General features: G+C 66.2%; 13 protein-coding genes. 1 reads left to right on the top strand and 12 read right to left on the bottom strand.

The window, feature by feature from the left end; all coding sequences use genetic code 11:
* Nucleotides 1-133: 133 nt before the first annotated feature.
* The 12 genes from ACL03I_RS09430 to ACL03I_RS09485 form a co-directional block, all read right to left on the bottom strand.
* Complete coding sequence (locus ACL03I_RS09430) at nucleotides 134-1,402, bottom strand: TetR/AcrR family transcriptional regulator (RefSeq protein ID WP_412805678.1); 1,269 nt, start codon at nucleotides 1,400-1,402, stop codon at nucleotides 134-136.
* Between the two features lie 10 nt (nucleotides 1,403-1,412).
* Nucleotides 1,413-2,102 (bottom strand): hypothetical protein, encoded by a 690-nt coding sequence (locus ACL03I_RS09435; protein WP_412805679.1) that lies wholly within the window; start codon nucleotides 2,100-2,102, stop codon nucleotides 1,413-1,415.
* Nucleotides 2,103-2,112: 10 nt separating this feature from the next.
* Complete coding sequence (locus tag ACL03I_RS09440; protein WP_397077253.1) at nucleotides 2,113-3,291, bottom strand: MCE family protein; 1,179 nt, start codon at nucleotides 3,289-3,291, stop codon at nucleotides 2,113-2,115.
* Nucleotides 3,288-4,418, bottom strand: a complete 1,131-nt coding sequence (locus ACL03I_RS09445) for an MCE family protein (RefSeq protein WP_412805680.1) — start codon at nucleotides 4,416-4,418, stop codon at nucleotides 3,288-3,290. Before ACL03I_RS09445 ends, ACL03I_RS09440 begins: the two co-directional genes overlap by 4 nt.
* A complete protein-coding gene (locus ACL03I_RS09450) occupies nucleotides 4,415-5,515 on the bottom strand; it encodes an MCE family protein (protein ID WP_355077443.1) in 1,101 nt (366 codons plus the stop codon). The genes ACL03I_RS09445 and ACL03I_RS09450 overlap by 4 nt, the downstream gene beginning before the upstream one ends.
* Nucleotides 5,515-6,528, bottom strand: coding sequence for an MCE family protein (locus tag ACL03I_RS09455; RefSeq protein WP_412805681.1), 1,014 nt, complete (start codon nucleotides 6,526-6,528; stop codon nucleotides 5,515-5,517). Before ACL03I_RS09455 ends, ACL03I_RS09450 begins: the two co-directional genes overlap by 1 nt.
* The gene (locus ACL03I_RS09460; RefSeq protein ID WP_355077439.1) at nucleotides 6,525-7,547 is read right to left on the bottom strand and encodes an MlaD family protein; all 1,023 of its coding nucleotides are present in this window, start codon (nucleotides 7,545-7,547) and stop codon (nucleotides 6,525-6,527) included. Before ACL03I_RS09460 ends, ACL03I_RS09455 begins: the two co-directional genes overlap by 4 nt.
* Nucleotides 7,544-8,992, bottom strand: coding sequence for an MlaD family protein (locus tag ACL03I_RS09465; protein WP_412805682.1), 1,449 nt, complete (start codon nucleotides 8,990-8,992; stop codon nucleotides 7,544-7,546). Before ACL03I_RS09465 ends, ACL03I_RS09460 begins: the two co-directional genes overlap by 4 nt.
* An 8-nt stretch (nucleotides 8,993-9,000) precedes the next feature.
* Nucleotides 9,001-9,864, bottom strand: coding sequence for an ABC transporter permease (locus tag ACL03I_RS09470; protein WP_412805683.1), 864 nt, complete (start codon nucleotides 9,862-9,864; stop codon nucleotides 9,001-9,003).
* A 2-nt stretch (nucleotides 9,865-9,866) separates the two neighbouring features.
* The gene (locus ACL03I_RS09475; protein ID WP_412805737.1) at nucleotides 9,867-10,676 is read right to left on the bottom strand and encodes an MlaE family ABC transporter permease; all 810 of its coding nucleotides are present in this window, start codon (nucleotides 10,674-10,676) and stop codon (nucleotides 9,867-9,869) included.
* A gap of 366 nt (nucleotides 10,677-11,042) precedes the next feature.
* On the bottom strand, nucleotides 11,043-11,231 hold the full coding sequence (locus ACL03I_RS09480; protein ID WP_355077433.1) for a hypothetical protein: 189 nt from the start codon (nucleotides 11,229-11,231) through the stop codon (nucleotides 11,043-11,045).
* The gene (locus ACL03I_RS09485) at nucleotides 11,231-11,455 is read right to left on the bottom strand and encodes a hypothetical protein (protein WP_195080102.1); all 225 of its coding nucleotides are present in this window, start codon (nucleotides 11,453-11,455) and stop codon (nucleotides 11,231-11,233) included. The genes ACL03I_RS09480 and ACL03I_RS09485 overlap by 1 nt, the downstream gene beginning before the upstream one ends.
* A gap of 462 nt (nucleotides 11,456-11,917) precedes the next feature.
* Here ACL03I_RS09485 and ACL03I_RS09490 point away from each other — a divergent pair, with 462 nt between their 5' ends.
* Nucleotides 11,918-13,342, top strand: a complete 1,425-nt coding sequence (locus ACL03I_RS09490) for a serine hydrolase domain-containing protein (RefSeq protein WP_412805684.1) — start codon at nucleotides 11,918-11,920, stop codon at nucleotides 13,340-13,342.
* Nucleotides 13,343-13,354: the final 12 nt, after the last annotated feature.

The raw sequence follows: 13,354 nt of genomic DNA on the forward strand, positions 1-13,354 counted from the left end.
TCGACTCCGAGTTACTGACGCAATAAAACTAGTAACCAAGGCGATATTTACTGGGCGCATAGAATCATATGTGGTCCTATGTTCTGAGTCTCGCACCGATCGCCAGGCCGTCGGAATGGCCGTGCCAGGTCGCTCATTTCCGCACGCCGGGCGGTCGTGTCGCCGTATCGAACAAGATGACCCGCATCAAGCGCGCCACGGCATCCTGCGGACAGCCGTGCCCGCCGTCGCCGAGGGCCCTGCCGAGGTCGACGACCAGACCGAACGCGGCGTGCACGAGAATTCGCGCTTGCGCTGCGGAGAGATCGGAGCGCACGGCGACCAGCAGCTTGCCCCACTCGGCCACCGACAGACGCTGAATGTTGCGCAACACGACTCGGTCTTCGGCCGGGACGTGCGAGAACTCCGTGTAGTAGACGAATGTCAGTTCCCGCTCGGCGAAGGAGCCCGCGACGTAGAGTTCGATCAATTCTGTCAGCGCCGCGGAGGGAGTGGCCGAAGACGCGATGACGGGACCGATGGCGTCCGCCACCTGGTCGGCGGCGCGACGGAAAGCGGCGGTCAACAGGTCGCTTTTGCTGCGGTAGTAGCGGTAGACCGCGGACGCGGCGGCCAGGTCCGCCGCGGCGGCGATGTCCTCGACGCTGACATTCGGATATCCGCGCTCATGGAACAGTTCCACGGCTTTCGCCAGCAACAACTGATGTTTGAAAGGGGTCGGCGGGTCCGTCGACGGCTGCGCGACGGGGGATTCGGCGAAAGTCGGCAACACCGCGTGCACCGCCGTCCAACAGGCGGAGGCCAGCAGGACCGCGAGGGATTTCGTCGGCAGGGCGGCGTGGTGATCACCGATGCTGCTGACGATGCTGAGTATCGCCACCGCACGGACGAATTCGTCTCGCTTGCTCAACCCTGGGCGCACCGCAGCGATCAGCCGGCGAAGCGCGGTGATCGAGGTCGCGAATTGATCGGTGAGGGTCTTGCCGTCTTCGTCATCCAGATAGCGGCCTTCCCAGCGCGCCAGAGTCACGGTCGGGCGATTGGTGACGGCCTGGGCGATCAAGGCATCGATGACGTATCGCAATCGAGCCTCGGCGCTCCAGCTCTCGGCCTCGGCCTCGGCCTCGGCCTCGGCGGGAAGTGTCACCGCGTCGACGGTGATCTGGCCCAAGCGGAGCAACTCTTCGCGGAACAGCGAATACTTGCTGGGGTAGTGGCGATACAGCGCCGCGGAGCTGATCCCGACCTTGGCCGCGATCTCCTCCATGCTGACGCCGTGATAGCCGAGGGCCCCGAACGCGGCGGCGGACGTGGCCGCGATCTGCGCCCGCCGGTTGCGCGGGCGCCTGCGCACCACCCGTTCCGAGCTGGGCTCGGCGGATTCTGTTCTCGCGCTTTTCACGGCACCGGCGTCACGGTTGCGCGGGTAATGTCAACGGCGAGTTGACCTTGTTCACCAGCCACCTGTCCCCGACCTTCTCCAAGCGCATCACCATCGACAATTGCCCCGGCGCGGGCTTGCCCTTGGTGCCGAGACTGGTGATGGTCTGGCCGATGACCACGATCGCTTCGGCGGAGTGTTCGTCACCGGCGCGAATCGCGCACTGCACGTCGCGCGTGGCCGAAGTGACCTGGCCTTCGCCGAGCACCGTACGCAGCTCCGTGCTGGTGGACTCGAATTGTTTCTTCCAGTCGCCGGTGGCGCCGTCGCTGACGGCGGCGAAGTAGGCGTCGAGATTCTTCGAGTCGTAGTTCGCCAGGACGGGCGCGTACCTGCAGGCCGCGGCGCGTGCGTCTTCCTGTGCCGCCAGCAGATTCTTGCTGTTGTGATCCTGGACGTACCAGTAACCGGCCGACGCCACCGACACACCCACGAGGATCGCGGCCGCCGAACGCAGGGCGATCGGACCGGGACGGCGGATCGGCAGACCGCGCAGCCGGCGCCACCGATCACCGGATTTCGCTGTGCCGGTTCCGGCGGGATTCGCGTCCGGCGCAGTCGTGCCCGCGGAGCCGGTGCGCACGGACTCGGCGTCCTTCTCATCCGCTTGCGTTGCGCGCGAGCCGGTTTCGGCGGGCGGATCGACGTCTTCATTCTGCATCGGAAATCTCCTAGTTGCCGGGGACCGGGCGGGACAGTTCGTCGCCATGGACACCGGGCGGCCGGGCGGCCCCGTTGTCCGGAATGCCGGGACGCGGCGCGTTCGCCGAACCACGCACCTGCAGGGCGGGATCGTTGGTGACGCAGTAGTTGTAGAGCCGGACTCGGGTGTCGGTCATCTTGTCCGTGGGCACCACCGGGATGGTGTCGTATTCGCATGTGGGGCGCGGCCAGATGTCGACCAGGGTGTAGAAGGCGTTGTCGTGGGCGGGTATGCCCAGCGCCTCCGAGCCGACCCGCAACGCGGGGAACAGTGCCGCGATCGCCGGGGCGCGCAGCTTGGCCGCCTTGGTGATCGCGACGAAGTTCGTCACCAGGTTCGTGATGGGATCCTGGGTGCGGGACACGAAGCCGCCGAGCGTGCTGAGCTGGGCGGGCCCTTCGTCCAGGAGGTGACGTACTTCCAGATCCGCCGCGGTCAGCTGCTCGAACAGCACGCCGCCCGTGCGCGTGAGTGTCGCGAGGTCCGGTTGCGCATGCGAGGTCGTCTCCGCGATCACTTCGAGGTTTTCGATCAGCTGACGTGTCTGCGGCAGCAGGTCGGTCAGCCCGGCCATGGCGCGACTGATGCCCGACACCATGTTGCGCAACTGGTCGGGGCCTCCGGCCAGCGCCTTGTCGAGTTCGTCGACGATCACGTTCAACCGGTCCGGGTTCAATCCCCCGATGAAGCCGCTGAGATCGGTCAGCACCGACTGCACGCTCACCGGCACGGTCGTCTGGGAGCGTTCCACCAGCGCGCCGTCGGTGAGGTAGGGGCCGGTGTCGGAATCCGGGCGGAAGTCCAGGTACTGCTCGCCCGCCGCCGACAACCGGCCGACGGCGACCGTGCCGCCCACGGGAATCTCGGCAGCGGAGTCGATCTCGGCCACGGCCGCGACGCCGCTGCCCGCGACTTTCACCTCGCGGACCTTGCCGACCCTGGTGCCGCGGAAGGTGACGTCGTTGCCCGCCGACAAGCCACCGGACGACTGCAACTCCACAGTCACCGTGTAGTCGTCGCGTAGCGGATCGAACCGCAGGACTTCGGCGCCGAGATAGGCTGCGCCGAGGATCAGCACCACGATCAATCCGAAGTTCGCCACCGCGACACGGCGGCGGACCAGCCATCGCCACAAGGGGGGATTCATCGCTCTCCTCCTTGCTGGGGCTGCTGAGATTGCTGTGGCGGGCTGGTGACCCGGCCGATCACCTTCTCGATCACCTGCGCCAAGCTGCCGATGAACGCGGGCACGTCGCCGATCTCGGGCAGCCTGCTGCCGCTGGGATCGGTCAAGGCCCCGACGCTGAGGTAGGACACCGTCGCGGCGACGGCCAGGGCGGGCCCGTCGAGGCTCGCCATCAGCGAGGGATAGATGGTGTGCAGGCCGTTCAACGTTCCGTCCAGGTCGTCGCCCATCTGGGTGAAACCCGCCATCAACCGCTGGATGCTGTCGAACAAGCTGACCGCCTGCGGGCCGGTCGTCTCGGTGAAATCGCCGAGCGCGGTCATCGTGGTCGAGACTTTGTCGAGCAGGTCCACGATGGACTGGTTGTTCTCCGCGAGCAGAGCCAGCAGCCCGGGGAAGGTATCCGCGGCGTCGCCCAACTCGGCCTTCCGCCTGGCCAATTCACCGGTGAGCACGTTGAGGCCGGTCAGGACGCTGTCGATGTCGCCGGTGCGCTGATTCAGCGCGGCGATGGCACCGGTCAGTTCGCTGAGCAGGTGCGCGAGTTGTGGCGCGCGGCCCGCGAACATCGAATCCATCTCGGAGGTGATCTTCGCGGCCTGGTTGATGCCGCCGCCGTTGATCAACATCGAGACCGACATCATCAGCTGCTCGACGGACGCGGCGGCCGACGTGTGCTCGGTTCCGATGACGTCACCGGCGCGCAGATTCTCGCCGCCGGATGTGGCCGCGGGCAACGTCATCGCGACGAAGATGTCGCCGAGCGGCGTCGCCTGACGCAACTCCGCGGTGGTACCGCGTGGCAGCTGGATGTCCTCCCTGATCAGCATTTCCACCTCCGCGATGAAGTTGGTCGTGCTGATCGCGGTGACGACGCCGATATCGGTGCCACCGATCTTCACGTGCGCGTGATCGGGCAGATTGAGCGCGTCACGGAAGGCCGCGCGAATGGTGTAGCCGGGGGCTCCGATACCCGGTTTGGGCATCGGCAGATTCGCCACCGTCACGCCGCAGCCGGTCGCGGTGCCCATGACCGCGACCAACGCCGCCGCCACCGCGGTGCGTCGAAGCGGGTTCGTTCCGGTCATTTCGAAATCCCCAGTAGTGCCGCGGTGAGGCCGAAGTCGGGCCCGAAGTCCTGGATTTTCCCGGTGCGGCAGCCATCCAGGCGCATCTGGACGCGTTCGCAGAACTGGGACACGACCTCGTTGTCGAGCAGGACTTTGTCGGTCAGCGCGTGCAGGCGCAGCGCTTGGTGCTCCCGGCTGACCGCGTTGGACAAGTTCTCGAACAGCAACGGCCCGACGTCGACGATCTCGGTGAGGCCGCGGGCGTTGGCCCGCATCTGTTCGGTGATGGTCGTGAATCGCTCCAGCGCACCGGCGAGCTGATCGGAGTTCTCGCCGACCAGCGTGGCGGTGTTGGCGACGAACTGGTCCAACTGCCGCAGCACCGCCTGCAGACCGGGCGCCTGGTCGCCCATCAGCTGCACCAGTTCGGTGAGGCGGCCGCTGAAATCACGTACCGTCTGGTCGTTCTGGGCGATGATCTGCGTGATCTCGTTGAGTTTGATGATCGTGTTCGAGATCTGGTCCTTGTTGGCGAAGGTCACCTCGAACGCCGAGGACAGCGCGTCCAGGGTCGCGCGCAGTCTGTCGCCGTTGCCGTCCAAGAGCGGGAACAGGACACGGCTGGCCATCGGACCGTTCCGGTCGTCGCCTTTGAGCGCGGCGCCGAGCTGGTCGAAATTCTGCAGGATGCGGTCGAGTTCGACCGGTGTGCGCGTCCTGGCCAGCGGGATGTGCGTCCCGTCGGTGAGCAGCGGCCCGTCCCCGCTGTACGCGGGGGCGAGTTCGACATGCCGATTGGTGATCAGCTGCGGCGACACCAAGGCGGCGATGGCATCGGCCGGGACTTTGGTTCCCTGTTCCAGGCTCATGGTGACCTGGACGTAGCTGCCCTTGGCCTCCACGGTGTCGACCCGGCCGACCGGAACGCCCAGCACCGCGACCTCGTTGCCCGCGTACAGCCCGGCGACGTTCTCGAAATCGGCGCTGATGCGGATGCGCTCGCCGAGGTACTGCCGCGGCAGCGCGGTCAGGCTGTCCGGTACGAGCGCGCAACTCGCGGTGACCAGCGCGGCCACGATCAGCACGCCGAGCTGCGCGAATCGTCGTGTTCTCATCAATTGCACCCCTGTACGGCTCGAGCGAAGCACAGCCAGTTGTCCGGGAAGAACCACGGCGCCCAGACGTCGCCGTACGGACCGTTGCCGACGGCGTTGTTGAACTGCCGCAGAGCGATCGGCATGTTCTCGTAGAGCCGGTCCAGATTGTCGCGGTTCTTGACCAATCCCTCGGACATGGTGTTCAGGTTGTGGATCAGCGGCCCGAGCTGGCCGTTGTTCTCCAGACCCATCTCCTGGAGCAATCTCGACAGGGCCGCGACGTTGTCGAGCAACTGTTTCAACAGCTCCTGTCGCTGCTGAACGGCGTTGCCGATCGCCTCGCCGCGGGTCAGCAGCAACAGCACGCTGTTCTGGTTGTCCGAGACCAGCTGGGACACCTGGTCCATGCTCTTCAGCAGCGAGTCCACTTCGTCGCGGCGATCGGTCACGACCTTGGCGAGCGCGCCGATGCTGTCGAGCGCCTGGACCGCCAGCTGCGGGGAATCCCCCATCTGCTGGTCGACCAGGTCGAGCGCCTGGCGTAGCTTCTGCGGATCGAGGCGTTCGATGCGTTCGAAGGAGTTCTTGTACTTCGGGTCCTGGATGACCTTGCTCAGGTTGTACGGCACCGACGTGTTCTCGATGCGGATGCGATTGCCCGGCAGGCCCTTTCCGTCTCCTGGCACCAGGTCCACGTGCAGGCGGCCCAGAATCGTCGACATCTTGATCGCCGCACGCGCGTCGGGGCCGAGACGGAGATCGCGACGCACTTTGAGATCGACCACGACCTTGGTGCCTTCGAGCCGGACCGCGCGCACCGCACCCACTTCGATCCCCGACACGTCCACCGTCGCGCCCGGACGCAAACCCGCGGCCTGGGCGAATTCGGCGTGAATCGTCTTGTCGCCCAACCGGGCCTGGGTCAGGACACTGGAGCCGATCAACAGAGCGGCCACCGTCGCGGCGGCGACCAGGCCGAGTCGCAGATACCGGTTCCGCAGGAATCCCGGCCACGGAATGCGCTTGCTCATCGGCACACCTCCGAATGCGAGTTGCCGCCCACCTGGGAGAACAGTCCAGGAGGCAACAGCACGCCCCACAACGACACGTCGAGGCTGCACAAATACGCGTTGCCGTAGGCGCCGTTGCTGGTGAAGCGCGCGACGCCGTTGAGTACGGCGGGCAGTTCGACCGCAGCCCGGTCCAAGGAAGCGCCGTTGAGCAGCAGCAACGCCACACCTGTGGTGGCATCGTTCTGCGCCTTCGACAAACCTGGCTTGACCTGCATGATCAGCTGGGTCAGCGAGTCGGTCGTGTGCGCGACGCGGTCCACCGACTGCTTCAGACTCTCGCCTTGCGAGTAGAGCGCCTCGACCAGCGCCCTGGCCTGGGTGAGCAGCGTCTCCAGCTCGCCGCTGCGATTGGCCAGGCCGCCGATCACGGAGCTCAGGTTGCTCAGGACCTCCCCCAGGATCTTGTCCCGCTGCCCGAAAGTGCCCGCCAGATCCGCGGCTTGGGTGATCAGGCTGCTGAGCGACACCTGGTTGCCTTGCAGGGCCTGGATCAACGTCTCGGACAGGGAATTGACCTGATCGGGTTGCAGCACGCTGAACAACGGCTCGAAGCCGGACAACAACGCGGACACGTCGAACGACGGTTCGGTTCGCTCCAGCGGAATCCGCGCGCCCGCCGCGACGACGGCGCCGGCTTCCTTGCCCGGCGCCAGGGCGATATAGCGCTGACCGATCAGATTCTGGTAGCGCACCAGTGCCTTCGTCGTGGTGGTGAGATGCTGGCGCGCATCGATCCGGAACTCCACCTCGGCGCGGTAGCCGTCGGTGAAGTCGATCTTGTCCACGCGACCGACCCGCACGCCTGCCATGCGTACGTCGTCCCCGACGCGCAGGCCGAGCACGTCGGAGAAGACCGCCGAGTAGCGCTGGGTATCCCCGGTGACCGATCGCTGCAACGTGGACCAGATGGTGACGGTGAGCGCGATCGCCAGCACCGCGAACAAGCTGAATCCCGCCAGCGCCTTGCCTGATCTCATCGGCGCGCCCCTCCCTCGTCGGCGGCGGTCACGGTGACCGATCCGCCCGCCAGCACCGGAGTCAGCAGCAGGTACTGGGCCACGGTCGGCCGCGCTCCCACGATCGCCGCCACGGCGTCGGAACCGCGCAGCGCGATGGGCCGCGCCTCGGGGCCCGGACTCCGCGGGCCGGGCTCGCCGGGTGCCACGGCGCTCGGCGAAAGGCCGGGGACGGACGGCAGACCCGGGATGAACGGGAGACCGGGAATCGCGGGCAGGCCCGGCAGCACCAGCCCCATTGCGCCCAGCGGCGCGGGCGCGACCGGCACGGGTGCGGGCCCCGCCGCGTCGAGCCACTTCGGCATCAGCTGCGGCGGGTAGTTCTGCTCCGGCGCCACCTCGGGCACCGTGGCGCCTCCGCAGCGGGGACCGTACTGGTCGCCGTAGTGCGGGCAGTCCTTCGCCGTGTACTGCTGGAACGGCGTGAACGAGACATCCATCTGCCACACCATCTGTTTGGACGGACCGAAGTGGAACGTGGTCGCCAGCCGTCGCAGGGCCACGTTCAGATTCGCGGCCGTGTACGGGATGGCCTCGGGATCCTTGGCCAACCCGCCGAACAGATCGTCCAGACCGGACACGAGGAACTTGCCCGCGTCGGGGTTGCGGGCGAACAGTGCGTTGACCGAGTCGACCGTCGCGTTACCGGTGGCCAGCAAGTCGATGAGCTTCGACCGTCGTTCGGCCAGCGTGCGGGCGGTGGTCACCGACTCCGACAGCACCCCGACCAGTTCGGGAGCCGACTGGCTCAACGCGATCGATGCCCGCCCGAGGTCACCGAGCAGCGCGTCGATGCCGGGCGTCGCCCGAATTTCGGTCAGCCAGTTGTCCAGGCGCTCCACCGTCGAGCCGGGCGCACGCGCCGCGGGATCCAGCGCGGCCGCGAGAGTGGCCAGCACCCGGCCCAATTTCTCCGGTTGGATGTTCTCGAGCACGTTCCGCAGCACATTCAACGTCGTCTGCAACGCCACCGTCTCGCTGCTGGTGTCCTCCGCGATGGTGGCGCCTGCGCGCAGCGTTTCCGGTTCAGGGCCGTTGTCGACGAATTCGATCGCCGTGACGCCGAACAGGTTGTTCGGGATCACCCTGGCCGTCACGTTCACCGGAATGGTCGAGGCGACACCCGGTTTCAGATCCACGCGCGCCTGCTGCCGGGCGCCGCGGGCCACCACGTCCACCGCGGCCACCCGGCCGACGACCATGCCGCGGAATTTGACGTCCGCCCGCCCGGGCAAGCCGTCGCCGGTGCTGGTGAGCTCCACGGTCACCGGGACCTTGTCCTCGAAGTAGCCGGTGTAGCGCAGCGCGAGCAGGTACAGCAGGACCGCGACCGTCGTCAGCACCGCCAACCCGGCGAGGGTGAGCTGTCTCGCGGTCGGTCCGCGACCACTGGGGTCAAGAATCATCGTCGGCCTTACCCCGAGATCCGGAATCCGGGATCGATGCCCCAGATCGTCAGCGTGAGAAAGAGATTCGCGAACACCATCACGACGATCACCATCTTGATGGCGCGCCCGGCCGCGACCCCGACGCCTTCCGGGCCACCGGTGGCGACGTAGCCGTGGTAACACTGGATGAACGTCGAAAGCAGCACGAACACCACTACTTTGAGCAGCGACAAGAAGACGTCCGGGCCGATCAGGAACTGGAAGAAGTAGTGATCGTAGGTGCCCGCCGCCGTGCCGCCCAAGAACAGCACCGTGATCTTGGTGGCCAGGTAGGCGGTGGCGAGCCCGATGCTGTAGAGCGGGATGATGGTCAGGGTCGCGGCGATCATGCGGGTGCTGATCAGATACGGCAGCGGGCGGATGGCGATGGATTCCAGCGCGTCGATCTCCTCGGAGATGCGCATCGAGCCCAGTTGAGCGGTGAACCGGCATCCCGCCTGGATGGCGAAAGCCAAGGTCGCGAGGATCGGCGCGAGTTCGCGAGTGGTCGCGAATCCGGAGATCGCTCCGGTGAGCGGAGACATCGTCAGCAGATTAAGAGCCGTGAACGACTCCATGCCGACGATGATGCCGCCGAACGCGCACAGGATGACGACCACACCGATCGTGCCGCCGCCCACGATGAGCGAGCCGTTGCCCCAGCCGACATCGGCCGTCAGCCGGGCCACCTCACGGCGATAGTGCTTCAGGACGAACGGGATGGCGATCAGCGCCTGGAAGAACGTGATGGCCTGATGCCCCACACGCCGATTGGCGTGCACAGGCGCCAGCGCGACTTTCCCGGCGGCATGCAGGGGCCGCAGCGCCGGAGGCGTGTAGCTGCTCGCCATGCTCACACCACCTTCGCCGGGAAGAGCGTGTTGTACAGCTGAGTGAGAATGATGTTGGTGGCGAACAACATCAGCGCCGAGCTGACCACCGCCGAATTCACCGCGTTGGCGACACCGCCAGGGCCGCCGTGCGCGTGCAAGCCGATATCACAGGCGATGACCGCGGTCAGCACCCCGAAGATCGCGGCCTTGACCAAGGCGATGATCAGATCGTCCGCCACCGCGAAGGACGCGAACGAGCTGATGAACGAGCCCGGCGTACCGGATTGGGCGTACACGTTGAACATGTACGCGGTGGCGAATCCGACGAACACGACGAATCCGCAGAGCAGGACGCTCACCAGCACCGCCGCCGCGAGCCGGGGCGCGACCAGGCGGCGTACCGGATCGACGCCCATCACCATCATCGCGTCGATCTCTTCCCGGATGGTTCGCGATCCCAGATCGGCACAGATCGCCGAACCGACCGCACCGGCGACCATCAACGCCGACACCAGCGGAGCGCCCTGGCGGATGATGCCCAATCCGGCGACCGCGCCGATGAATGTCGTTGCGCCGACTTGATTCACGAGCGCGCCGACCTGGATGGAGACCACGACGGCGATCGGGATGGCCACGAATACCGTCGGCGCCGCCGACACGTTGGCCATGAAGGCGCACTGCTTGATGAATTCCCGGTACGGGAATCGTCCCCGCACCAGTGAGACGAACAGCTGGACGAAGGCTTCGCGGCCCAGAGTGACCTGCCTGCCCAGTGTTTCCAGCGACCGCTGGGGGTGGCGCCGCCACAAGCCCGAAGCGCTGTCGATCATCTTCCCGAGCTCGCCCGGTTCCAGTGGCGGTTGCTTGTCGGCTGGCGTTCGCAACGAGGCAGTCACCGGTAGCCGTTCCTTTCCGATTTCTCGTCCACCGCGCCGGCGGCCGCCCCTTCGATGGCGCGGAGCGGGTGAAGTGTTGCACACCTCACAGACGTCAGACAAGTTACAAGTGATTCATTATTCCAGTCATCGGCATCCGCCGAAGCGCACGGTCCATATCAAGGACCTCGGCAGATACCGCCTTTATCCTGCTCATACGTGCGACCACTGCACATAGATGACCGCTTCGGAAAGCGACTCCCGATGGTAAGTAATCCTCTATTCTGCACTCGGACGACCAGAGCCGAGTCGGCGAAGCCGCTAGGCGATGGCCTCCAGCCAACGTTGCAGCAGCACCGCGAGTGCGGCGAGCACCGCGCAGCCGGCCAGGAAAAGACCGAGTACGGCCACCCACAGCCCGAAGCGGAGCACGGGATTGACCTTCATCCGCCCACCGAGGACCTTGACCACGATCACGAGAACGTCGATGAGCCACACCAAAGCCATCATCAGGTCATGCACACATTCGAGAAGGTCAGCACGGGCCAGCACACGATCGATCCCAGGAACGACATCAGCAGATCGATGCCGTGCATATCGCGCAGATGACCGGTGTGCGTGAGCGTCCAGATCACCCCGGCCAGGCCGTAGGGAACGCCAATGATGATGAGAGTGCCGAGGAACTCGGAGACCTTCATCTCGTAACCGAGTATTCGGTCCAGCTTCTTGAGCATGCGTCGATGCATCCTTTCGATTCGATCCACGCCTCCGCACACGCATCGGACACCACCGGAAGCGGCGTCCGGCCGCACGCGCCAGTCAACGAGATCCGCGCCGTATGTTAGTCGATATTCTTCCATATATGGAAGGGGTATCGAGAGATGCGGACCGGCAACTTGGATATCAGCAGGTAATAGCTCCATATGAGCAGCCTGTCGCCCGGATCATGTTGATGGACATTCTTCTGGACGTGCAACACTGCGCCCGCACCAGATGCGCCACGACACGCACGTCTACGTTGGCGGCGTTCGGTTTCGACACGGCGCACATGTCGTCGATTACGTCGACCACCGGCGCGAGCGCCTCGCCATCTGCGCCCCGCACCCCGCCACGCCGCCACGTAAGGCCGAGGCGGGAATGGACTCCGTCGCACGGGCTTGACCTTGCCCCTGGGGCAAGGTTGGACGGTGGTCCGCATGAACAACAACGCACTGCACACCGCCGAAGCCCGGATTCGCGAGCAGATCGCCGCCTACTGCCTGTCCAACGAAGTCCCCGGATTCGTCGCGGGCGTCTACCGTGCGGGCGAGCAGATCGTCGTCGCCCACGGCACCGCGAACGTCGCCACCGGGGCGCCGATGCGCGCGGACACCGGGTTCCTCTTCGGCTCGGTGACCAAGGTGCTGACCACCACGCTGGTCCTCCAACAGGTCGAGCGCGGGCTGCTCGATCTGGACGCGCCGGTGGTGCGGTACCTGCCCGAGTTCGCCCTGACCGCGCCGGGCGCCGCGGAGAAGATCCTGGTTCGCCACCTCATTTCGCATACCAACGGCATCGATGCGGACTTGTTCTTCCCCGATGCGAAAGGGCGCGACTCCCTGAAAACTTATGTCGAGGGTCTCGCGCGCAATTGCGGTGTCCTGTTCGAGCCCGGCGAGCAGCTCAGCTACTCCAACGGCGGCATGATCGTCGCGGGCCGCCTGCTGGAGGTGGTGACCGGTCTGTCCTTCCCCGACCTGCTCGAGCGCGATGTCTACGCACCTGTCGGCATGACCGACTCCAGCACGTCGGCCGAACGGGCGATCCTGCGCAGCACCGCCATCGGGCACTTCCCGGACCCCGAGACCATGGCGGCCGAGCCCACCGGAATGTTCACACTGCCCGACACCTGGGGACCGGCGGGCGGCACGCCGATCGGCACCGTCGCCGACCTGCTCGCCTTCGGACGCACCCATCTCGCGGGCGGTGTGTCCCCTTCCGGAACGCGCGTCCTCTCGGCCGGGTCGACCGCACTGATGCAACAGGTCTCGCACGACATGGCCACCCCGAACGTCCCCCCGATGGGCCTGGGTTGGGTGCGGTATCCGTTCGGCGACACGATCGTCCTCGCGATGTCGGGCGCGTCACCCGGCGGCGTGTCCATTCTGTGCGTCGTGCCCGAGCACGACCTCGTGTTCACCGCCTTCGGCAACACCGCGGGGGCGATCATGCTGCACGACCAGATCCTGCGCTGGCTGCTGAGCGAACACCTCGGCGTTCGGATCCCCACCCTCATCAACGAATCGGCGCAGGACATCGATCTCACACCCTACGTGGGCACCTACCGTTCCGATCAGCTGCGCGTCGAGGTCGGCGTCGTCGACGGCCAACTCGAGGAGCGCGTGACCTACGAACCGGCGGACGCATCGCAGGAGCGGATCTTCACCGAGTTCGCCGGGGGCACGACCGCCGCCCCTCCGCAGCGGTACGTGCCGATCCGGCCCGGCCTTTTCGCGCCCGCCGGATACCCGTTCGAGACGTTCGACGGATACCTGCGACTGCTGCTCGTCTCCTTCCACGACATCCGTGACGGCCGAGCGCGTTTCCGCAACGGCGGCGGCCGACTTACCCGGCGGGCCTGACCGCTGTCGGAG

Origin of the sequence: Nocardia sichangensis, from assembly GCF_047200615.1 — a bacterium.
In the GTDB taxonomy this organism is placed as follows: Bacteria; Actinomycetota; Actinomycetes; order Mycobacteriales; family Mycobacteriaceae; genus Nocardia; species Nocardia sichangensis.

Coding starts and splice junctions, on each gene's coding strand:
- ACL03I_RS09475 (WP_412805737.1), bottom strand. CDS start 10,676: ATGATCGACAGCGCTTCGGGCTTGTGGCGGCGCCACCCCCAGCGGTCG.
- ACL03I_RS09440 (WP_397077253.1), bottom strand. CDS start 3,291: ATGAATCCCCCCTTGTGGCGATGGCTGGTCCGCCGCCGTGTCGCGGTG.
- ACL03I_RS09435 (WP_412805679.1), bottom strand. CDS start 2,102: ATGCAGAATGAAGACGTCGATCCGCCCGCCGAAACCGGCTCGCGCGCA.
- ACL03I_RS09470 (WP_412805683.1), bottom strand. CDS start 9,864: ATGGCGAGCAGCTACACGCCTCCGGCGCTGCGGCCCCTGCATGCCGCC.
- ACL03I_RS09450 (WP_355077443.1), bottom strand. CDS start 5,515: ATGAGAACACGACGATTCGCGCAGCTCGGCGTGCTGATCGTGGCCGCG.
- ACL03I_RS09460 (WP_355077439.1), bottom strand. CDS start 7,547: ATGAGATCAGGCAAGGCGCTGGCGGGATTCAGCTTGTTCGCGGTGCTG.
- ACL03I_RS09465 (WP_412805682.1), bottom strand. CDS start 8,992: ATGATTCTTGACCCCAGTGGTCGCGGACCGACCGCGAGACAGCTCACC.
- ACL03I_RS09445 (WP_412805680.1), bottom strand. CDS start 4,418: ATGACCGGAACGAACCCGCTTCGACGCACCGCGGTGGCGGCGGCGTTG.
- ACL03I_RS09485 (WP_195080102.1), bottom strand. CDS start 11,455: ATGCTCAAGAAGCTGGACCGAATACTCGGTTACGAGATGAAGGTCTCC.
- ACL03I_RS09490 (WP_412805684.1), top strand. CDS start 11,918: ATGAACAACAACGCACTGCACACCGCCGAAGCCCGGATTCGCGAGCAG.
- ACL03I_RS09480 (WP_355077433.1), bottom strand. CDS start 11,231: ATGATGGCTTTGGTGTGGCTCATCGACGTTCTCGTGATCGTGGTCAAG.
- ACL03I_RS09455 (WP_412805681.1), bottom strand. CDS start 6,528: ATGAGCAAGCGCATTCCGTGGCCGGGATTCCTGCGGAACCGGTATCTG.